This window comes from methanotrophic endosymbiont of Bathymodiolus puteoserpentis (Logatchev) (assembly GCF_900128525.1).
Lineage (GTDB): Bacteria > Pseudomonadota > Gammaproteobacteria > Methylococcales > Methylomonadaceae > Methyloprofundus.
Window position 1 is genome coordinate 45,733 of the sequence record NZ_FQTQ01000197.1, and the last position, 22,701, is coordinate 68,433.

Annotated in this window: 13 protein-coding genes; 7 read left to right on the forward strand and 6 right to left on the reverse strand. The window is 39.3% G+C overall.

Annotation, left to right across the window (positions count from 1 at the left end; all coding sequences use genetic code 11):
- The first annotated feature begins 221 nt into the window (after positions 1-221).
- The 5 genes from BQ7314_RS14520 (at position 222) to BQ7314_RS14540 (ending at position 12,258) form a co-directional block, all read left to right on the forward strand.
- A complete protein-coding gene (locus tag BQ7314_RS14520; RefSeq protein WP_174484410.1) occupies positions 222-2,963 on the forward strand; it encodes an Hsp70 family protein in 2,742 nt (913 codons plus the stop codon).
- 22 nt (positions 2,964-2,985) lie between these two features.
- Positions 2,986-3,399 (forward strand): bacteriohemerythrin, encoded by a 414-nt coding sequence (locus tag BQ7314_RS14525; protein WP_174484411.1) that lies wholly within the window; start codon positions 2,986-2,988, stop codon positions 3,397-3,399.
- Between the two features lie 541 nt (positions 3,400-3,940).
- Complete coding sequence (locus BQ7314_RS14530) at positions 3,941-6,220, forward strand: TonB-dependent receptor (RefSeq protein ID WP_174484412.1); 2,280 nt, start codon at positions 3,941-3,943, stop codon at positions 6,218-6,220.
- A gap of 6 nt (positions 6,221-6,226) precedes the next feature.
- The gene (locus tag BQ7314_RS14535; RefSeq protein WP_174484413.1) at positions 6,227-10,540 is read left to right on the forward strand and encodes a hybrid sensor histidine kinase/response regulator; all 4,314 of its coding nucleotides are present in this window, start codon (positions 6,227-6,229) and stop codon (positions 10,538-10,540) included.
- Entirely contained in the window at positions 10,537-12,258 is a 1,722-nt protein-coding gene (locus tag BQ7314_RS14540; RefSeq protein WP_174484414.1) for a putative bifunctional diguanylate cyclase/phosphodiesterase, read from the forward strand. The genes BQ7314_RS14535 and BQ7314_RS14540 overlap by 4 nt, the downstream gene beginning before the upstream one ends.
- 217 nt (positions 12,259-12,475) lie before the next feature.
- On the opposite strand, the gene BQ7314_RS14545 is transcribed toward BQ7314_RS14540, so the two are convergent.
- The 6 genes from BQ7314_RS14545 to BQ7314_RS14570 all read right to left on the reverse strand — a co-directional run bounded on the left by BQ7314_RS14545 (position 12,476) and on the right by BQ7314_RS14570 (position 20,068).
- A complete protein-coding gene (locus tag BQ7314_RS14545) occupies positions 12,476-13,540 on the reverse strand; it encodes a lipase family protein (protein ID WP_174484415.1) in 1,065 nt (354 codons plus the stop codon).
- A 111-nt stretch (positions 13,541-13,651) separates the two neighbouring features.
- Positions 13,652-14,890 (reverse strand): phospholipase effector Tle1 domain-containing protein, encoded by a 1,239-nt coding sequence (locus tag BQ7314_RS14550; RefSeq protein ID WP_174484416.1) that lies wholly within the window; start codon positions 14,888-14,890, stop codon positions 13,652-13,654.
- 131 nt (positions 14,891-15,021) lie between these two features.
- On the reverse strand, positions 15,022-15,630 hold the full coding sequence (locus tag BQ7314_RS14555) for a DUF1353 domain-containing protein (protein ID WP_174484417.1): 609 nt from the start codon (positions 15,628-15,630) through the stop codon (positions 15,022-15,024).
- An 81-nt stretch (positions 15,631-15,711) separates the two neighbouring features.
- On the reverse strand, positions 15,712-16,803 hold the full coding sequence (locus tag BQ7314_RS14560) for a M12 family metallopeptidase (RefSeq protein WP_174484418.1): 1,092 nt from the start codon (positions 16,801-16,803) through the stop codon (positions 15,712-15,714).
- A gap of 148 nt (positions 16,804-16,951) precedes the next feature.
- Positions 16,952-18,865: a di-heme-cytochrome C peroxidase gene (locus BQ7314_RS14565; RefSeq protein ID WP_174484419.1), complete on the reverse strand. Its 1,914-nt coding sequence runs from the start codon at positions 18,863-18,865 to the stop codon at positions 16,952-16,954.
- A gap of 18 nt (positions 18,866-18,883) precedes the next feature.
- Positions 18,884-20,068: a catalase family protein gene (locus BQ7314_RS14570; RefSeq protein ID WP_245395019.1), complete on the reverse strand. Its 1,185-nt coding sequence runs from the start codon at positions 20,066-20,068 to the stop codon at positions 18,884-18,886.
- 276 nt (positions 20,069-20,344) lie between these two features.
- On the opposite strand from BQ7314_RS14570, the gene BQ7314_RS14575 reads away from it, so the two are divergent.
- A complete protein-coding gene (locus tag BQ7314_RS14575; RefSeq protein WP_174484420.1) occupies positions 20,345-21,214 on the forward strand; it encodes a hypothetical protein in 870 nt (289 codons plus the stop codon).
- Between the two features lie 180 nt (positions 21,215-21,394).
- Positions 21,395-22,681 (forward strand): transposase, encoded by a 1,287-nt coding sequence (locus BQ7314_RS14580; protein WP_174482200.1) that lies wholly within the window; start codon positions 21,395-21,397, stop codon positions 22,679-22,681.
- Positions 22,682-22,701 lie beyond the last annotated feature (20 nt).

Here is a 22,701-nt window from a genome sequence, read left to right on the forward strand (position 1 = left end):
AATAGATAAAGTAATAATGCTACTCTTGTAGCCAATTTATTTCTCTGTAGGGCGTGGCTTTAGCCTGCATTGAACACCACTATTAAATATTAGTGAGCTAAAGCTACGCCCTACCCGATTGAGTGTTTACAGCGTAAAAAGCAATTTTTCCTTGTCGGGTTAGATTTTTCTCGCTCCGCAATAAAAATCTAACCCACCCCACGAACCCACCCTAAACTATCGTGACTAATAAATCCGCACAGTACCACATAGGCATCGACTTAGGCACTACTCATACTGTAGTGGCTTACGCCAAAATCCAACAAAAAAATGCATCCATCCAAATTTTTGAGATAGAACAACTGGTCGCTCCTGGAGAAGTTGCTTCCCGCCCTCTCCTGCCCTCAGTACGCTATCACCCTGCTTGGGGGGAACTTTCTGATACTGATATGGCTTTTTCTCCCGCCGGTGAACAAGCGGTGCTTGGTCAAGCAGCCCGTGTCTTAAGTGCTAAAACTCAAGGTCGTTTTGTGAGTAGTGCAAAAAGCTGGTTATCTCACCCGTCCATCGATCATACGGCTCCTATTTTGCCATGGGGTAGCTCTGATGATGTAGAAAAAATATCCCCGCTGGATGCCAGTGCCAGTTATTTAAAGCATGTACGCCAAGTATGGAATCATAAATTTCCTAACGCTTTGCTTGAAAACCAGCATATCGTCATTACTGTACCCGCTTCATTTGATGAAGGTGCGCGCTCACTCACACTAGAAGCGGCACACAGCGCTGGGTTTAAAAAAATTCACCTATTGGAAGAGCCACAAGCCGTTTGTTATGACTGGTTACGCCGCCACCAGGATCAACTTAAAACCACCTTAGATGATATAAAACTATTACTCGTATGTGATGTGGGTGGCGGTACGACCGATTTAACCTTAATCAAAATCGAAGCCACCGAAACTGAACCGAAATTGTCACGCATAGGCGTAGGTGATCATTTAATGCTTGGCGGTGATAATATCGACCTTGCCTTAGCGCATTTAGCCGAGTCACGACTTAATACCGATAACAAAAAACTCTCGGCAGCCAATTTATCGCATTTATTAGAACAATGTCGTATAGCGAAAGAACGCTTATTAGCCGAAGATGCTCCCGAACAACTTAATGTCACGTTATTAGGTGGCGGCTCTAAGTTAATTGGCGGTACACGCTCAGTTAGTTTAACGCGCGAAGAAGTGAAAAAGATTGCCTTAGATGGCTTCTTTCCTTTATCTAAACTTAGCGAATTACCTGATAAAAAACGCAGTGGCGTGGTTGAGTTTGGCCTGCCCTACGCAGCAGAACCCGCCATCAGTAAACATATTGCCGCATTTTTAAACACCCATCGCCACGCAGCACAAGAAGCGCTAGGAAATGACACGATTGTCCCCGATGCCCTGCTATTAAATGGTGGCGTATTTCGCAGTCAACCGATTAGGCAACGTACTCAAGCCTTAATCAGTTCGTGGCGTAATAAAGCCCCCGTCTTATTGAAAAATGAGCATCCTGAACTTTCAGTGGCTTACGGTGCAGTAAGTTATGGTATCGCTCGCGAACAGAAGAAAATTAAAATTGGCGGCGGTGCTTCACGTAGTTACTTTTTATTAGTGGGTACAGAAAAAGAACAACAAGGCATCTGCATTCTACCGCGAGGCAGCGAAGAAGGAAATGAGATTATCTTAAAAGAGCGCCAATTTTCTTTGCGCTTAGGTCAACCCGTCAGCTTTCACCTTACTTCATTAACCGGCGGTGATCAATATAAAGCAGGGGAACTCGTTAACATTAGCGATGACTTTCACCCACTACCACCTTTAGCCGTCGCTTTTGACCACGATAATAGCAATGCACAAACTGAAGTCACGGTACAATTATCCGTCACTTTATCTGCAGTCGGTACTTTACAAATTCAATGTGTTTCAGTTGCCGAACCAGATCAACGCTGGGACGTACAATTTCAAATCAGAAAGAAAACAACTCAGCTTACCTCTAATGAACTACCGGAAAAATTTCCGCAGGCCGTAGCACAAATTGAAGCCATTTTCGGTTCTAAATCTAAAGACATTAACCCTAAAGCAGTAAAAAGTTTACGCGCTGATTTAGAAAAATTATTAGGCTTGCGCAGCGCATGGTCCAGTCATTTATTACGTGAATTATTTACGGTATTACTAGAAGTACGCAAGAACCATCGCCGTTCGGCTAACCATGAGCGTGTATGGCTGAGTTTAATCGGTTATTGTTTACGCCCTGGTTTTGGATATCAATTGGATAATTGGCGTGTTGAACAGCTATGGAAAACCTATCAACATAATATTCAATTTGTTAATGAAACCCAAAACTGGACTGAATGGTGGATTTTATGGCGGCGTATTTCTGGTGGCTTAGATACCGAAGCTCAAGAACTAATTTTTAACGATTTAGCTAAATACCTAAACCCAGCATCTGCACGCCAAGGTAATACCGCAAAAATTGGCAAACAACGGGGTTATGATGATATGGTGCGCTTGGCAGCAGTATTAGAGCGCTTACCTATTGCCCAAAAAACACAGTTAGGTGAATGGCTATTAAAACGCCTAGAAAAGGCCAGCGAGCCAGCCCATACCTGGTGGGCAGTGGGTCGTATCGGTGCGCGTGTGCCCTTTCATGCTAGCGCACATTTCGTAGTTCCCCCTGAAACGGCAACACTTTGGCTGGAAAAGATCCTTAAAGCCGATTGGAAAAAAATCCCACAAGCCGGTTTTGCTGCGACCTTAATGAGTCGCATGAGCGGTGATCGAGCACGTGATATTGATGAGACACTGCGCAGTCGAGTTATCGCTCAATTAACAGTGACCAAAGCACCTAACTCATGGCTAGAAATGGTTGAATCAACCAAAGAACTAAACGCCTCTGAAGAACAGCAAATATTCGGTGAAGCATTGCCGCCTGGTTTGACTTTGATTAATCGCTAATATTAGAAGGAGAATGCTTGATATGAAAAACCCCACATTGTATATAGTTTGGAACAATAAAACTAATATAGGTGTTCCCATTATTGATGAGCAACATAGAGGAATCATTGCTACCCTAAATTCGTTACATTATTTTATTCAACAAGGACGTGGACTTGAAGCTTTACAGCCAACCTTACAGATAATGAGTAAATATATTGGGTTTCATTTAAAAACTGAAGAAATGATTTTAGGTGAATGCAATTATCCTCATGCCGATGAGAATTTGGCAAGACAGAAAAAAATATTTAATGATTTTAACAAGGTTGCGAGAAATGCCACTGCTTCTAAAGATCCAGAATTATTGCTGAGATTTATTAAAAATTGGTGGCTAAGCCATATTAACGAAGAGCATAAAGCATATAGTCAGTATCTAAAAGGCGACTTTACTCAATAACATGGCACTATTGATTCGCCGTATGACAAATCAACTTTGTGACAGGCTCTCCAAAATCTACCTAAGGTACTTGGTAGCACACCAACAAAAATATCTAATTAGCCGTTGGCAACGAAGCACATTGCCAAAGGAAATTTTTATCAAATTTGAGTGCTTTATTAGAATTCATATACCACCGACTAACAGCATTTGATTGTGTAACTAGGCTGTAGAAAAGCCTAAAAGTACCCGTTATGAGCCAACAACTGTATTTTTAAACAATTGATATTAAATAACTCATTTCTCTTAAAATTAAGTTCTTAGGGAAATAAAGGACTTCCAATAGTCTCGTTAGGCGCACTCTCACAAGTACAAAATACAACAACTACACTCTGCTTTGGGTTTTTCTATACAATATTGGTTTTTATACGCTTAAATCTAGAAAATGCAGGCTAAAGTGCTGCCCTACATTTATAATTTAAATAATTGCTAGCCTTTCTTAACTTAGAAATTTATGCCCTGTCATTCAACTCAAAAAAAACTATCTCCTTTATTTATAATCATGAGTTTTATAACCCCTTCAGTAGCAGCTGATGACAGTGTAATACTGGACACTCTTGTGGTTGAAGATACTATTTCCGTGGGGAATGGATTAATCAACAAACAAACTGGCGTACAGGCGCGTAGCGTTATATCGCGTGAAGCCATTGAGCAAAAAAACACGCAAAATAACGTCTACCAAGCGATGGATCTGCTACCGGGAGTAAACACTTATAGTTATGATGCTACCGGTTTATTTGGTGGCAATATACGTATGCGCGGTTTTAATAGCGACCAAATTGGCGTAAGTATTGATGGCGTCCCCATGAACGACGCGGGAAACTTCGCCGTTTATGCCTCAGAATTAGTTGATTTAGAAAATTTGGAAGAAATTTCTGTTATTCAGGGCGGTAGTGAAATTGATACGCCTATGGTTGGTGCAGTCGGAGGCTCAATTGGTATGACAACAAGTGCCCCAACCGATCAGCCACGCTTTCGAATCAATCAAAGTTACGGTAGTTATAATGCTTTCAAGACCTTTTTGCGTGCTGATACGGGTTATTTAGGTGATAAGGTTTTCAAAGCATTTATCTCTGTATCGAAAGCAAAAGCAAACAAATGGAAAGGCGATGGCGAAGCTAATCGCGAACATTTAGACTTTAAAGCCGTCTTAAATTTGAGTCCCAATAATAAAATTACCGGTAGCGTGCTATATAACCGACTGTTTAATAATCACTTACGTACTTTAAGCTTAGATCAAATAAATACACTGGGTGGTCGCACTGATTTTGGCACTGTTCCACCACAGCATTTAACAGGGATTAATGGTACAGCACAAGTGGAAGTACCACCCACCAATAGTTATTACAACCTGAGGCTCAACCCTTATCGTAATTACTTAGGCACTTTGCAGGGGCGTTTTCAATTACTATCAAATCTACAATTAGAAGTCGATCCCTATTATAGCTATGGCTATGGTACTGGCGGTAATCAACTGAGAACACTGACAGAAAGTAATGATCCCACAGCATTAGGTGGCGGCATTAGCGATATTAATCAAGATGGCGACAGCTTAGATACAATCATGATTTATAGCAGTGGCGTGACTGAAACAGAACGCCCCGGCGTGACTGCTCGTTTACGCTGGCAAATAGCCAATAATAATATTATGGCTGGTTATTGGTTTGAATATTCACACCACCGCCGCTTTCAACCTGCCGTTATTTTTGATGATAATGGAAATAGCGCAGACCCCTGGTTAGAAAAATCGTCAGAATTCTTGCTGCGCCAAGACGGCACGCCTTATCAGGGGCGTAACTTCTTAACTAAGAGTTATTCTCAATCATTTTTTGCCCAAGATGACCTCAGTTTTTTCGAAAATAAGCTGAAAATTTCACTCGGTTTACGTTATACCGAAATCAAACGTGATTTCTATAATTTAACCAGTGAAGGTGGCCCAATAGCATACAATATTAAAAAAACATACGGTCGCTTACTACCTAATGCAGGAATTAGTTATCAATTTACCGAGCAACACCAAGTCTTTTTTAGTCACTCGGAAAACTTCAAAGCACCACCAGACTCTGTTTATTATGGCTTAGCCCAAGCTGATGGCACCTTAAAACCGGTCAATGTGGATGAAGAAACTTCAATGAATTGGGAGTTAGGCTATCGCTTTAATAGCCATAATATTTCCTTCGCGGGTACTTTATTTCTAATTGATTACCGTAACCGTATTGCTGCAGCCTACGATATTGAGAATGATGCGTATACTAATTATAACGTTGGCAATTCGATCACCAAAGGTGTGGAACTAGAATCCGCTTGGCGTTTTTTAGAAAACTGGAGTCTTTATGGCTCGTTTAGCTTTACCGATAGCCGTATGAAACAAAATTTACAGACGGGGGTTAATACTTTTGAGCCGACAACCGGCAAAGCATTTCCGGACACGCCTTACTGGATGGCTGGGCTAGCATTACAATACCGTAACGGCTCTTGGTCCGCTAATATTTCAGCAAAATACACCGGTGACCGTTACACTACCTTAGTTAACGATGAGTTAATTAAAGGCTATACTTTAGTTAACTTAGATGCCGGCTATCAGTTTCCCACTATGGGCTGGTTCAAAAATCCAGCAGTGCGTTTAAATATTTATAATTTACTCAATCAAGATTATTTGAACTTAAATGCCGGTAGTGGAAGTGGCTTCACGACACGCGCACAAGGTGACGGCGGCAGATCACCTTCATACTATGTTGGTGCACCCATTAGTTTTAGTGTTATGTTATCGACAGATTTTTAGTTAACAATGCTCAGCATAAATAAAATAATATTCAAACAACTAACACTATTTTTTTTATTCTCATTTAGTGCCCTAGTTTATAGCGATGTTCCGTCATTAAATTTTGTTAAAATAGACTCTGCTGACTTTAGCGAACCGAGAACGCTGTACCAAGACCATCAAGGCTTTATTTGGATAGGTACAGATTCTGGCTTATATCGATATGATGGTTATGAGTACCTTCATTTTCAACATCAAGCCAATATACCTAACAGCTTATCTCATGATACTGTAACGAGTATCTTAGAAGACAAACAACAGCACTTATGGGTTGCCACATTCAATGGCTTAGCTCTATTTGAGCCAAAATCACTGAGTTTTAGAACTTACTTTCCTTTAGACCTTCAAGAGGGAGCTCAACAAAACCGACAAATTCGCAAAATTGCTAGCGATAGCCAGAATGGCCTATGGCTAGCAACGCGGCGAGGGCTACAGCACTTCGACTTAAACACTAAAAAATTCCGTATTTATCGACATAATCCAGCTGAACCTAATAGCTTAGCTAGAGATAATATCGACACACTCGTATCCGACTCTCAAGGTGGGCTATGGGCTGCTACTTGGCCTGGAGGCATTGATTACTTACCCGCTGGCAGTTCTACATTTGAACACTATCAAATTAATACGGCAGATAACCCTGAGCTAAATAAAAATGTACGCGCTTTATTGATCGATAGTAAAAACAATTTATGGTTAGGAACAGAAGCTGGCATATTTCGCCAACCCCTCGACCAACCATGGATGCAAAATCAAAAACAAGCACTATCCGTCCTAGACAACAGCCAAAGCTTCAGGGTACACCAATTTATCGAGGATAATGCCAATATTATTTGGGCGGCAACGAGTATTGGGCTACTACGTTGGGATAGTGCTCAGCAAAAATTTACTCTTTACCATTCTCACAAGCCGACAAAAAATAGTACATTAGGTAATCATATCTACACCCTACTAGTAGATCATTCTGAAGCATTTTGGGTAGCCACTAACAATGGCCTTAGTCGTGCAGATACCTCTTTCACTGGCTTTGATCAATTCTCTATTGACTCCTTAAGTGGCATTGAGACATCCGCTAACAATACATTATTGACTATGGTGATGAACAAGGAAGATCAGTTATGGTTAAGCTCTGTCTCTGAATTACTTCTCATTAACCCTAAATCACGAGAAACGATAAAATCATTACCTTGGCAATACCTTCGAGACAAAGGAATTGTGGATAGTAGGATTTATAGTATTTATCAACCCAACAGCCAATTAGTATGGTTTGGGACTCGCAGTGGCTTAGTCCGCTTTAACCTAGAACACGAGCAAGCAACGCTTATACCGCTAGGCGATACAGCCAGTAATTTTGTTAATAAAATCATACCTGATGCACAAGGTCGATTATGGCTAGGTACGGGAGGTGGCTTGATAGAGTATGATCCCTCTATTGGGATCTTACGTAAATTTACCCATGAGCCAAACAATATCAACAGCCTAAGTAACAGTTCGGTTAATGCCATGCTCTTGGATACAAAAGGTAATATATGGTTGAGTGGTGGTTTTTTAGGTGGTGGCTTAGATGTGCTTAACCCAAAAACGGGACTGATTAAGCATTACCAATATGAGCCGTCCAAGCAGAGTAGCTTACCCAGTAACTTTATTATGGATATACAACAAAGCTCAGATGGTGCGTTATGGCTAGCAACAGATTCTGGTCTTATCCAAGTGCAGGTAATGCCAGATGACAGCCTAAAATTTCACCACTATCAATTTCCTGAGTTGGACTCTAATAGTATAAGATCACTGCGCTTTGATAGAAACAATATACTGTGGATTGCTTCGGCATCAAAAATGCTACGGTTTGATACGTCAACACAAGAAGTCAATGCCTATCCGTTTGCTAGTAGTGGATATAGTGCAGATAAACTACGCTATGATTTCATCATTGGGAGTGATGGCGCACTCTATTTCAGCCGTGACAAAAACCTTATGATCATCCACCCGGAGTTAATGCAGAACAATAAAATACCACCAACAGTCGCCATAACTGATATTCGCCTATCAAATCGCTCGCTACATAACTATAAAGATCAAAAAAAAATAAAACTCGATGGGTCAATCACTCGACCCGAAAAATTAACTTTAGCTTGGCAAGACTTGATGCTGTCATTGCATTTTTCTGCATTACATTATGCCAACCCAGCCCTCAATCGCTATGCTTATAAATTGGAAGGTTTCAATAAAGACTGGATAGAATCTGATAGTAGCATTCGAATTGCTACATATACAAATTTAGATCCCGGCGAGTATTTATTTCGTGTTAAAGCAAGTAATAATACAGGCATTTGGAATGAAGAAGGGGTAAGTTTACCTATTACGATTACCCCTCCCTATTGGCAGACACTGTGGTTTCGTGCCCTCATTGCAAGTGCATTAGCCGCTTTATTATTTGCGCTTTACCTTTGGCGCACTCGCCAACTTAGACAAATTCAATATGACCTTGAGCTGCAAGTAAGCCAACGAACTAAAGACCTAGTAGAGGCGCATCAAGAAACACTCGCTGCAGCTCAAGTAAAAAGTGATTTCTTAGCGAATATGAGTCATGAAATTCGAACCCCTATGCATGCCATTATGGGGATGACTCACTTAGTACTGAAAACACAAGTCACTGATAAACAACGAAATTACCTAAATAAAATCAACACTTCAGCCAAATGGCTCTTAGATATACTGAATGATATTTTGGATTTCTCCAAAATCGAAGCTGGAAAAATAACGCTAGAACGTGCTCCCTTTAATCTTCAAGAAATTATAAAATCCTTGGCTGATATAGCAGAATCTTTAATTGCCACCAAATCATTAGCGCTCACCTTCAAAATAGATAAGGATGTTCCGGTTTTATTAATAGGTGATTCCTTACGTCTAAGGCAAGTACTACTGAATTTAGTCAGTAATGCGATTAAGTTTACCGAAACTGGTTCAGTTACACTGCATATAGAAAAGGTTCAGGCCAATACTAAGGAAGTTAAAATATGTTTTAATATTATTGATACAGGCATAGGCCTAAACGCCGAACAACAACATCAACTATTCACTGCCTTTAATCAAGTCGATAATTCTATCACTCGCCTATATGGTGGTACCGGCCTAGGATTATCCATTAGTAAAGATTTGGTAGAACTGATGGGGGGTACGATTTCTGTTGAAAGCTCTCCAAACTCAGGTAGTCATTTTTATTTCACACTAAGCTTTACACAACAAAAGAGCCAGCAGCAGCCTCCACCTAGTAACACGAGCATACAAACAAAGCCACAGATAACTTTGGCTACAGTATCAATACTACTCGTTGAAGACAATATGATTAATCAAGAACTAATGCTGGAGTTCTTGCAAGATCAAGGTATACAAGTAGATATTGCGAATAATGGTAGTGAAGCCATTACCATGTTGGATAAGAAAGATTATTCCTTGGTACTTATGGATTGCCAAATGCCGGTTATGGATGGTTTTAGTGCAACACGCATTATTCGTGAAAATCCCAAATTTAGCGAACTAGCTATTATTGCGATGACCGCAAACACGACGCAAGCTAATCGTAAACTTTGCCTAGCTTGTGGAATGAATGAATTTATTGCTAAACCAATTGACTGGAAGGAGTTTTCTCAGGTTATTGCTCACTGGATTAAACCATCACCAAATACAAAGCCGACTAAAGATTGGCATATACTAGCTGACCAATTACCTGGCTTTGAATTAACTCAAGTGATGCATTTATTAGGGGGTGACCAGCAAAAACTACGGGCTATGCTGAATAAATTTCGAACTCAATTTATATCAGAAGTCAGCGTCTTTATTAGCCTACTCAATACACACCAACTCGATAAAGCAAAAAATTGGCTACACTCACTAAAAGGATCTGCAGGGAATCTTGGTGCACACGAACTTTATCAGGCCACGCTGAGTTTAGAAACTCAGTTGTTAAAAGGACAACACTCAAATGAAGCACTAAATCATTGGCAGACAGTCTTTGATCAAACCATGATGACTTTAACGAGGTTACAAAATAAATCTGCCCCAATAGACAGCGAAGCCACTAAAGCTGACCTCGCTCAAATTTTATCTAAATTAGTCGTACTATTAGATAATGACCACTTTATTGATGATGAATTACTGAGTCAGCTACAAAAACTGTTACCTGAAACTCAACAAACAGAATATAATAATTTTTTACAATATATTCATAAAACTGACTACTCTAACGCATTAGTATCACTAAACAAACTGAGCATTAATGAATGACGACGCTAAAAACCATAGAACACTCTCAAGCTACAATTTTAGTTGTCGATGACTCGCGCCTGACACAAGAGTTGCTCGTGACTTTATTAAGTAGCTCAGGTTACCACGTCAAAGTTGCCAGTAATGGTGCGCGTGCGTTAAAAATCGCACAAAAACAACCCCAGCCCGATCTCATTCTGCTTGATATCAACATGCCTGATATGGACGGTTATGAGATATGTCGTCAATTACAAAAATCTCCCCTTACTAACAATATCCCTATCATTTTTATCACTGGTGAAACAACTCATGACTCTGAATCTTATGCTTTACAACTGGGTGCTGTAGACTATATTACTAAACCAATCAGTTCTGTTATTACCTTACTGCGTGTAGCCAACCAAATATCACTCAAACGAAGCGCAAGCGCTTTAAAGTATGCAGCTCATTATGATGCGCTAACCGGAATTCCAAACCGTGCGTTATTGCTAGATAGATTAAAGTTAGCTATTGCATCGAGTCATCGCAGTCACCGAAAAGTAGCTCTACTCTTTATTGATTTAGATAAATTCAAAGCCGTCAATGATATTCTTGGTCATAATATAGGGGATCTACTTCTGCAACAAGTGGCTCTACGAATCGAGTCATGTATCCGTGAAGGCGACAGTGTGGCTCGATTTGGTGGTGATGAATTTATCGTAATGTTAGAAGATTTAAGTGAAGACTGGCAAGAAGCAGGCGCTCAAACTTCAGCCATTGCTCATAAAATACTTGGTGCATTGAATCAGGAATATCAACTCAATTCACATAAATACTTTAATACGCCGAGTATTGGTGCCACCGTATTCACGGGACATGAATACTCTATAAATGAACTATTAAAACAAGCCGATATTGCTATGTACCAGTCCAAGCTAACCGGACGCAATAAACTAAGCATCTACGACCCAAAAATGCAAGCTGATATTGCGGCTCGAACACTACTGGAAAGTGAGTTACGCCAGGCATTAGTAAACAAGGAATTCACTCTCTACTATCAGGCGCAAATATTCAATGACCAAGTGACCGGTGCAGAAGCACTCATTCGCTGGCAACACCCTACACACGGCTTAGTACTTCCCCAATATTTTATTCATCTGGCAGAAACAATAGGTTTAATTATTCCTATCGGCAACTGGGTTTTAGAAACTGCTTGTGCCCAATTAAATAGTTGGTCTCAGCATTCCGCTACACAAGATTTAAAATTAGCCGTCAATATCAGTGTCCACCAATTCCAGCAAGTTGATTTTGCAGAACAAGTACTCGATACCATAGAAAGCTACGGTATTAACCCTGAAAACCTTAAATTAGAACTAACAGAATCTTTATTCCTTAACGACATTGATAGCTCAATTATTAAAATGAATAAGCTCCGAAAAGTTGGGGTACATTTCTCGATGGATGATTTTGGTACGGGCTATTCATCTTTATCTAACTTAAAAAAACTACCTATCGACCAAGTTAAGATCGATAAAAGTTTCGTGCACGATATTTCCAGCGACCCTGATGACGCAATCATTATCCAAACTATTATTGCTATGACAAAGAAAATGGGGCTGAGTGTCATTGCTGAGGGTGTAGAGACAGAACTACAACGTGAGTTTTTAGAAAATGGTGATTGTTTATTTTTTCAAGGATATTTATTTAGTAAGCCTGTCCCCATTGAACAGTTTGAAGCACTGCTAACAGCTAAAAAATAAGCTACTTAAAAATCTATATGAAATACAGTAGGTAATCAAAAACTGCGTTCCATTATAATAGTCAAGTAAAATCTTGAATTTTTTTAGGGAAGAAGACTGCCAAAACATGGGAATACTAATACAAGCTAGAGACTATATTTCGACAGCCTAGGACTAACCTTTATTTTTCGATCTTGTCTCATCTAAGTGCATAGCCCCTAACTACCATAAACCGATATTACAACCGATTCCGGCGCTGCGCATAAGCTAATAATTTCTGTGAATACTCAAAAATCCTATGATCATTCGCGCCCGCCTTTCCGAGCGTATTAACCCAACGCGGTACTACGACACTCATCCGCCAAAAAAAATCAGGGCTCTGCTTAACTTTCAAGCCTTTATATAAAACCCCTTGATCATCGGCAACATTGGGAGCAGCAGATAAAAAAACTAAGGTTCCATAATGCGTATATCCAACGACATGCTTTCTTAGCCATTCGGAAAGCCATCGAGTACCATTAAATGGTATAAGACGGATTAAATTTAATACTATCGTAATGCTATACCCTAAAGGTACTCTAGGTACAATATCGGCAGCATTAACAATACGATATACAGGGGTTTTAATCTTTGCATAAAACTCATCATCAGCCACTCTAGGGCAACCATAAGTATAAGTTGCCCCAACACTATCCGATTCTAAATACCGAGTTGCAACCATTGCAAGCGCCCCACCTAATGAATGCCCAGTAATATAAACAGGCAAACCACTATCATCTTTTTGTAAAAATGTAGAAATCTGCTGTGCCACTAAATTATAGGCCTCTAAAAAACCCTTATGAACTTGCCCACCTTGAGGCGCAGGAATTAAATCCATCTTTACATCAGTATGCACATCTTTAATTGAAGGTTGTGTGCCCCGAAATGCCAAGATTAACATGCCATCAAAATTATCTTTAGAACTTAATTTAGCCAAAAATGCTTCTGTTCCGCCCTCTGAATAACACTCTAATAATTCAAAGTTAGCTTTATGCAGTGCTTGCTCTATACCCTGCACTGAACTCGCACTGTCTTTTTGAAGCGCCTTTTTAATTAGTGCCTGTACGGTATCTTTGGATTCCCCGCTTTTAACTGAAGCTGTAATCTCTGCAAATAAATCTTCAATTTTTTGTTCGCACGGCAAAGTGTCATAAACCAATCTCGATAACTCAGCCATTATCCAAGCAGTTCGATCAGAATAAGCCGCCCTTTTAATGGGAGGAGCTTTAACAAGTGTACTATCGGAAAAATATTCATTTGACATAATTAACCTCTTCACTATTTTATTTTCTTAAAAAACCTACCAAAAAATACATACTTTATAAGGTTAAATACCTACGCTCTTATCTGGCAGGATTAGGTTTTTAACATAGACTTAGGCAACCCGTTTTATCGTTACGTTTAACCGTCCTTTATTATTGCCATATTTTGCCAATAAATCATTAGCAAAAGCATATAGTTCGGCATCTCTAGCTGTAATATATTGATTATTTTCGCCTCCCTTGCCAATGCGAAAATAATCTTCGTTATCATCTAAAGAGCCGCATAACTCGAACCAATTAGCCTCAGGGAGTCGCCTATTACCTTCAAAATATTTAACGACGGCTTCTTTATACCAAGGTAACTCATCAGAGGTCCAACCGCTGGCATTACACTTAATGCTATCATCTAACCAAAACTGGTCATCGGCAATATCAAACTGATAAGTCTGATGTTTTTTCAACAGCACACCAGACCAGCTATAAAAATCTTCGGCATATACAATAAAATCAAATGAGCTTCCCACATCAACAAGTTCTTTTGCTACTGCGCTTGAATGAAACTTATCCGTTGATTTAACTATTCGTTGCGCGTCACGTTGTATATCTAAGTTATTACGTATCCTTGCAAGCGGATTGGTTTGAATTTTTATTCTTTCTACTTCTTCAAGATTAATAGCTAAGCCACTATCTATTGCTTTTTCCAGTAACCACTGCAAAGCAATATTAGAGCGTAAAGGATTATTGTTCCCTCCTCCTATATCACTATGCACCCCCTTAAACCATAACTCTTCAAAATGAGTTAATTCACTTTGTGCAACAGGTCGAGTCACATTGAATGCTTCTCTACGCTCATTAAACGCCATTGCATGGTAAAAGTTTTTTACTGTCGCTGGAATTTCGTCAATATTCCAATTTAGATTGATTTCCTGAAAATTAATAACCGCGTTAATAGGAATGCCAAAAGAACCGACTATGTCCCAAACCCCAAGAAAGCGAATTTCAGGCCTGACCATAGTTCCATCATCCAGTTTCACACCATGATGCGCCAGTATATTTGAAAAATGTACAGCTAATGCCGCACCGCGACTAAAACCTATAATATCGATTGTATGATCACCCTTTCGCCAGTTCTCCTTTAATTCATCATACATTTCATGAACTCTCGAACGTCCACCTGAGCCGAATAGCCCCCCTAAAACCTGCCCTAACACACCAAAGCGAGTACCTACACCTTCAACATATTCAACAGCAGTTGATTGCTTTTTATAAATCTCAGCAAACCTAACAACATTCGTAGTGTCTTCTAATTGTTCATTTTCATTCCATGTTCCATCAAATGCATATAAAGCCATGATGTATCTCCTATAGTTTCAGTTAAAAATTTTAGCTGATACTGTACCGCCAGCCTTTAAAGGACTGGTAGTGCAAATATTTATTGCCTGAATTCAAGTCATAAGCGCATAAAATTAGTCACATAAATATACTAACGACTCAAATCTGGCTTGACTGCCTCTAAATTTTCTTTTCTATGCCCATTCCAAGATCCACTCCCACCTAATGCCACTGCAAGCCATGCAATAAAGTTAACTAGAAAAAAACCATTAACCTCTTTCCCTACCCTTTTAAAAAGATTATCCCAATACTCTTTACCATCACCTTTCTTATAAGGGATGACCTCTCCATCAGGAGTCATCTGCCAGATTTGGTTATATTTATAGCCATAATCATGAAGAAGCCCAGGGATAAGAAGTAAACCAATGGGGTTTAATATCGCCCAAAAAGGCCTTGGTATTGAAGCACCGTCAAAACGAAATCCTTTAGGAATAACCAATTCAACACCATCGCTTAAAGTATAATGCCAATTCTCAACCAATTCCCACGTTCTCACTTCGAAAATAAATACCGTTAATTTATGCACGACCGACTTTTGGTTTTTTGTCGGAATCGGTACCGGTTTAAGCGCGGGCATCGATTCAGTTGAAATAGCCGGATCCACTTCAAGCTTTAACTTGAGATATAAAAAATAAAAAATAATATATATGGCTAGTAACAAAATAATTGTCAGACCAACCCAGTAAATAATAGTATTCATCATGATTTCCTTTATATTTTTTGCTAATATATTCTTAAATATAGACTTTTGCTACTCATTACAAGAAAACTGCTGCTAATATCAATACAGCATAATTGCCCCGCCCCCCTGACTTAAAGCGTAATACAGCCGTGTTCGAACAATATATTCGCGACCTCGATGCAGACGGAAAGTGATTTTGGCATTGTAATCCAAGCCACTATCATCATCACCATCAAGGTATTCAGGGATACCATCACGCACTTCAAATAAAACCATAACAGTATCCATTTGACCAAAAGTTTGTATTTTATATTTTCGGCTTGTCACTGGATTAATTACAAAGTCAATTTGCTCACCTGCTGCAATATCAAACCTTTGAGATTCGTACGGGCGTAATTCCGGTAGCTTCTTAGCAAGTGAAGGATATAAACGCTTAACGGTTTGGATATCAATAGCTGAAAGGCCACTAGCAGGAATTAGTGGCCGCGTTTGATATTCTGTAGGCTTCTTGATAAGGCCTGCCTGGAATTGATAATGCATAATTGAATCTTTATCCCAGTCCGAGCCATCAACTGTATTTGCCGCTATTTTACGAATAATATTCCAGTGTGTTTGCTGTCTTGACCAATTATTTGGTGGGCCACCAAGTGATGCATAAACCTTCTCTTCATCCCAAACTATACCTGCCTTAGGGTTTTGGTGCTCATGAGGAAAACCAAGCACATGCCCTAATTCGTGTAAAGCAGTATCCCGACCATAGGAAGTCGTCAAATCCCAACCGAAATTAACTGTACGCCTCGCTGTATCTGAAGCAAAATCAATGCTATCTCTGCCTATATAGGACCAAGACCCATCAGACTGATCAAAACCTATTCTGACCATTGCATCAGCCGCATTATCCACCTCCTGAAAAGTAAGACCAATATCGAGTTCTTTCCATATTGAAAAAGTATCCCGCACCGCCTGCTCTTGAGCACTCCCGCCTCTCCAGTAGGCAGGACTTTTAAAGAAAAAATAGGTCAAATTGGTTCCATTCACCCATACTTTATCCATGACAGCAATAAGACGCAGCCTAAACCCATCATAAATATGACTTAAGTCTCGTTCCTGTACCTCAGGCAATGAACAGCAAAGATGAGTGTCAGCTAAGGGTTCTTCGCATGCATGTTTAGTTTTATTTTTTGCAGTCATTAGCTATACCTCTTTTACCTAATTAGGTAATTTCAAGTTTAAAAAAATACAAAATTATTTAGAAAAAATGTTAAGGATTGAAAGTTTATATCCATCAAAACTGAACAACAATCCTGCGCTAGTTTTGGGGTTTGTTTTACCCTCAGTCCTAAAGCGTTTTAAGATACTCAACCAAAGCCAATCTTTGCCCCTTGTGAATGGCAGGTAACCACTCTAATTCTATTTGCCCTATTGAATTTTTCATCGGCTTCCCCTCTGCATCAAGTTTAATAACGGGAGTCTTTCCAGCAGCATACTCATGACCAACATGACTGTTACCAGGCAATGAGGTGTTAAACTCAAATAGACTGGGATATTGAGAGGATGCTTTACTAACTAGCCCGACATTGATAGGGTCAAACTCTCGGCTCCCCACTGTAAACTTACTTGAACGGCATTCTTTTCCTGTTGTCGCAATTTCTTCTTCAGTACAACTAGGCAAGAATAACTCATAAAGGCTAGGTACCGAGCCGTTATGTAAATACGGTGCTGTAGCCCATATACCATTGAGTGGTCGCCCTTTATAAGTCTGTAAGTTTTTTTGGGCTTGTTCATCTGCTGTAAAATCAACATGGCGAATGGTTTTGTCCTTTATCGGATTATTAGCCATCGCAACTAGGAAATCATAAGCTTGATCAAGCCAGCGACGAACCATCATCTTATCGTGGTCAGGCTCTAAAACAACGCCACTAGTTGCTTTTGAAAGAGCAAATAACACCCGCGTTTTTTCGCTAAATTGATCTTTAGAATTAGGAATGTCTTGGCCTTCAAAATAGCCACTATTACCTACATAGGTCAACGCATTTACTGCCATAGCAACATCTGTTTTAATTGCTCCAAGACTAGAAAATTGTGCAATAACTCTGCGTTCCGAACTGCTACGGTCAAATTTATCTGGGCTGCTATGACATAAGTCACACTGGTAATCTTGATAGACCTGCTTGCCTTGTTCTGCAAGTTGCTGATTAATGGCGGGGAAAATATCCTCGGGCCAAACCGGAGATTCCAAGGAAAGTAAATGATCTTCAAGGCGGAATAAATTTCGCTGCACAGCAGAAGAGCGATAGCCTTTATCCCCCGGCCTTTTTTTAAGGCTAAATGTTGCAAACACGCCCAATACTTCCCCAGTATTACGCTCTAAGGGACCTAAAAACCCCTTTAATCCACCTGGATTATTATTACCAACACCGTTCCACTGCACGAAATCATGTTGTGGTGTATCCCATAAAAATGGATAACTTACTGGGGCGTTAGCAGGATTAGCATTAGGCTGGTCAGGCGTTAAATGCTCCAAAATTCGATTGTATATTCGCCCAAATGCATCAAGCCGACCATAACCATAATGTACTATCTGATCACCCTGTACAGGTGCATTAGTTTTATTATATTTTTCTTGTTTTTGAGAAACTTGTTCTAATATTTTTCGAAATTCCTCCTTATTTTCAGACACACCTTGATCGACCATAAGGGTTGCCAGACGATCAAATTTCTCTGAATTATTCAGCGTTGCTTTAAGCGCATTTTCTATCTCTAAAAAGAAGCCTTCAAAATCTGCCAGTGCCGGCCCTCCATCAATGCGTATCCCTGTACCTTGATAATTAATCTGAGTGGTATGACAAGCAGCACATGTGAAGCCAACATAACTTTTATCTAGATGCATATCTTCAACAAAACCAACAGGCAGCCCTTCTGGGTTCCCTGTACTAGCCCTTTGTATTAAAAATCGGAATTTATTCATGTTCTCAGAACTTCGAAAAAGCGCTTTATTATCAGCTTGTTCAAGGTTTAAAAACAGCTTGTAGTCCATGAAGTTGGAGCCTTGTGTCGTGTAGTAAAACCACAAACTATCGTAGCGATCCCAATTTTGCTCCAAGTAGACAATCTTATCAGTCGTATCGCCGAAAATATCCTTTTCAGTTGTTTCGGCATAACGATCAGAATCCGCAATAATGCCTTGTGAAACATAAGTACAATCAGCTAAAAGAAAGAAAACTGGACCTAAAATTAACATTATCTTTTTCATACCTTTCTCCTGAATGATTTAACCAAATAGGAATTTGAAAAATCTTTCTAAAATTCGCATAAAAAAAGGCAGATTATTAGCCGGATCTGGCTCTGCTTCATTACGATATTTTGCTGAGGCCTGATAAACTGGCTTTCTTAGACGATTAATACTACCTATAGGCCGATGTTCAACGAGCGAATGCCAAGGCGTAAATGCCAAGCTCTCACAATGTGCTTTATGCTGTTCTAAATCGATTTCAACTTGTGGCGCGGGAATGGTAATTTTTGCTACCTTAATAAAAGGGAATCTATTTTCATCCCATAATGAAGAGGCATTTTCAATGTCCATGGCATCATCATCACGTACCTGAATCATAAAATCGAATACAATTGCTTTATTTTTATGCATCGTTTCACTGAGGGCTTCACGTAGATAATTAGCCGAAGGATTAACTGGAAATTCAGAATGACTTATTTGGCTAACGGGTCTAACGGAAAACTTCATTACCTTATTGCATCCAAACAAAAAGGGTGCAGCACTGAAATACTGTATATCCAGAGGGTTGGCCACCGCAGATGCTTGAATCTTCTGAACGATTTTAAACGTATCCAATATTCTCTGGATATCCTCTTGAGAAATATTTTCCGCTTCTATATAGGCTTGAATCTGTCGCTTCTGCTCTTCTATCAATGCTGGATCTTGAAGTTTTAGTGGTGAAAAAAATGCAGCGGGGTTATCATTATTTTTAACTAAAATACGTGTCAATCGAAGATAATCTTCAGTATTAGCAAAAGCAAAGACCGGTTGATTGATCATCAAAAAATCTTGATTACTAGCACCGTGGTCATCAATTAAAACCTCGCCCCCTACATTAAGTACCTTGATAGCCATTCCTCGGCTGCCATGCTCACCTGTTGCGCTAATATCTGGCCCGAGCCGAGCCGCAGCATTAGAAAAGCGAATAAACGCATCAAATTTTTTTCCAGGAGTACTAAATAATCCAACTTGAAGATGTTGCTTAATATCTGAATTAATTTCAAACCAAGCTTTAACACAACCATGAGATTTAGGATGAACACCCCGAAGTATTTTATCAGGCGAGGGATACCGTTTATCCAGCAACTGTACGGTAAGATCTACTGTTTCTGCAATTTCCTTTGCTTCCTGATCAGAGTTTTCAATGTGTTCAAAAGGACACATGGGGGAATGTTTTTCAGTCACGGTTTATACTCCTTATTTAGCCAGTGTATACAGTAAAAACTCAAGCTAGGTTTTAAAACTCTAACTCTCTGTATAAAATAATAAGTAAATAGACTACTCTACAATAAAGAAAATCACATGACCCATATGGGTCAAAATGAACAATATTTACACCAAAACTAAATATATAATAAACATTTACCTACCTAACTGCCTAGCTAAGTAGCTGAGTCCATGATATAAAGTTTATAGACTAAAGGATCATTCAAAATAACAATAAAAATAAGGTACGATTCTATGGATCAAACTGTCAACAGTATAGACCTTACGTCACTATTAGTTAATGCCCCTGGCAATGCTTTAATTTGGCAGCGTTTTTTAGCGGAACTCAATCAGCAACTGAACTTTGATTCTAGCGCCCTACTGATAACCAACCTCGTTACCCCAGAAAACTCCCAATTTCTTTTTACTGAAAGTATTCCACTCACGTATCAAGAGCAGTATCAAAAAGGGTTAAATAAATTAGATAGTTTTAACTGCTTTATTAGCAAAAAACCTAAGCATATTTTTTGTAATCAACGCTTCGAGGATAGTTATTTTGCGGATAATTATTTTGCAGAAATAGACTCTAATTTTACCCCTCCTCTTGAACAAAAATATCGTTTTGGTGTTTCAATTCCCTGTAATCACAGTCATGCTTTAAACCTATTACTCAATAGTAAAAAGGCCTTCAGTGATGAACAACAGCAGCGTACTATTCGGACTTTAGAAACCATTATTCCTGCTTTAGAAGAAGCAATGCATGGCGAGCAACGCTATAAAATAAACAGTCAACTACCCCACTATATTAGTGATCATTATGATGGTTATATTATTGTTGATCACCAATTAAACATACTCTTTTCTGATTCACTTTATACACCCATACTAGATCAACTAGAATGTATGCAGATATCTAATAATAAAATACAAATTAAAAATACGGTACTTAAACAACAACTATTTTCTTTACTAGAGGATAATACGCAAGTTACCTCCTTGCATAACCAATGCCAGTCTTGTCAAATTACTCTTATCGCCATTAACGCTTTAGAAAACCTTTATCAATGGGTAACGGTGTCCGCAACAATACATAAGATGGTAGACATACATCAAATCTATGGGTGATAATAAGTTTCCTAAGGTGTAAAAACCAACTTTTACGGAATTCAATTGCACGAAAAAGTGGCGCTCAGAGGGAAGGACAGGCGTTCTAATTGATTGAAAATAATGCAAAAAAAGGCTTGACAGGTCGAATAGGATTTGTTTGCGTATTACCATTTATAATCAGTCACTTACGCTTAAATAATGTCAAAAAGATTAGATAGCTTGCAATCCACACTGATGGATAACACCGTTTTGGGAGAATGGTTCTTGCCCATGCAAAAAGCCCTAGATAAAGTTCGCTTTTCACGCCAAAAATATTCTGTACTCTCTGCTGAGTTTTTTATTTTATTAGGCTGCTTACGTCAATTTCAGGGAACAAAGATACTACGAGAACAAATTCAATCTTTATTCGACATTGATGACACCGCTGAAAAAGCCCCCTTAGCCCGCTCAACATGGTCAGATGCATTAGCCAATTCATCACGCAGCAAAATATTGAAACAGGCTGTCCAAGTCTTGGTGACTTCTGCAAGAAATGAACTGCCCGACAGGTTTTCGGGAAAAGAAGAGTTGGGGATGCGCTCTATTTTTGCCATAGATGCGAGTTATCAAAATGAATCAAGTCATTATCAACCGATTTATCCAGGCCAGGGTGGGACTGATAATAAGAAAGGGCACATGAATATGACGACCTATGATATGCGAGCAGGGATTGCCATTGATAGTCAGACAGAAACTCGCTCTATTGATGAAATGCGCTTTATCAAAGAAAGCTGGGAAGGTTCTCACTGGACTTGCAAAAAAAATGCACTTTTTGTGGTTGACCGCGCCTTTATTGAAGCGCGTTATTGGGATTTACGTAAAACAAAATACGATGTGACAGTGATTACACGAATGAAATCGACTTTCAAATATCAAATTCTTGAGGAAAGTCATGTTGAACAGTCGGCAGTTAATGAGAATATTGTGTCTGATAGGAAAATTCAACTTAATAGCTCAAAACAAGTTTGGCGATTAATACAATTCGTATCGCCTGACGGCAAAGTTTATGAATATCTCAGTAATGATTTTACATTGTCACCTGGTATGATTGCTTTTCTTTATCACCGACGCTGGGATGAAGAAAAATATTTTGATAATTACAAAACAGATATGGCTAATGCCAAAGCATGGGGGAAATCACCTATTGCTATTGAGCAACAAGCTTTATTGGCATTGGTTACACATATACTCATGCGCTTATTTCTAAATAAAAAGGGACAGGAGATGGGCTTGGAAGAAGACCATCAAACACAACAAAAACGCCATGAAGCAAAAGAAACCGCATACTGTATTGACTGGGAAGGCAATTATAATCGTGCTTTTTTTAGAAAACTATCTAAGATTACCAAACAAGCTTGGCGGTTCTTAAAAAACAATTTCCTAAAGAAAAGCGCCACATGGCTCTTTGAGCGCAAGCTCCGACCTGTTTTGATGGCATATCTGTAATAAAATGTCGGACACCGTTA

Excerpts from the sequence above, each read along its gene's own strand:
- BQ7314_RS14525 (WP_174484411.1), top strand. The coding sequence starts at position 2,986 with ATGAAAAACCCCACATTGTATATAGTTTGGAACAATAAAACTAATATA.
- BQ7314_RS14530 (WP_174484412.1), top strand. The coding sequence starts at position 3,941 with ATGAGTTTTATAACCCCTTCAGTAGCAGCTGATGACAGTGTAATACTG.
- BQ7314_RS14535 (WP_174484413.1), top strand. The coding sequence starts at position 6,227 with ATGCTCAGCATAAATAAAATAATATTCAAACAACTAACACTATTTTTT.
- BQ7314_RS14540 (WP_174484414.1), top strand. The coding sequence starts at position 10,537 with ATGACGACGCTAAAAACCATAGAACACTCTCAAGCTACAATTTTAGTT.
- BQ7314_RS14545 (WP_174484415.1), bottom strand. The coding sequence starts at position 13,540 with ATGTCAAATGAATATTTTTCCGATAGTACACTTGTTAAAGCTCCTCCC.
- BQ7314_RS14550 (WP_174484416.1), bottom strand. The coding sequence starts at position 14,890 with ATGGCTTTATATGCATTTGATGGAACATGGAATGAAAATGAACAATTA.
- BQ7314_RS14555 (WP_174484417.1), bottom strand. The coding sequence starts at position 15,630 with ATGAATACTATTATTTACTGGGTTGGTCTGACAATTATTTTGTTACTA.
- BQ7314_RS14560 (WP_174484418.1), bottom strand. The coding sequence starts at position 16,803 with ATGACTGCAAAAAATAAAACTAAACATGCATGCGAAGAACCCTTAGCT.
- BQ7314_RS14565 (WP_174484419.1), bottom strand. The coding sequence starts at position 18,865 with ATGAAAAAGATAATGTTAATTTTAGGTCCAGTTTTCTTTCTTTTAGCT.
- BQ7314_RS14575 (WP_174484420.1), top strand. The coding sequence starts at position 20,345 with ATGGATCAAACTGTCAACAGTATAGACCTTACGTCACTATTAGTTAAT.
- BQ7314_RS14580 (WP_174482200.1), top strand. The coding sequence starts at position 21,395 with ATGTCAAAAAGATTAGATAGCTTGCAATCCACACTGATGGATAACACC.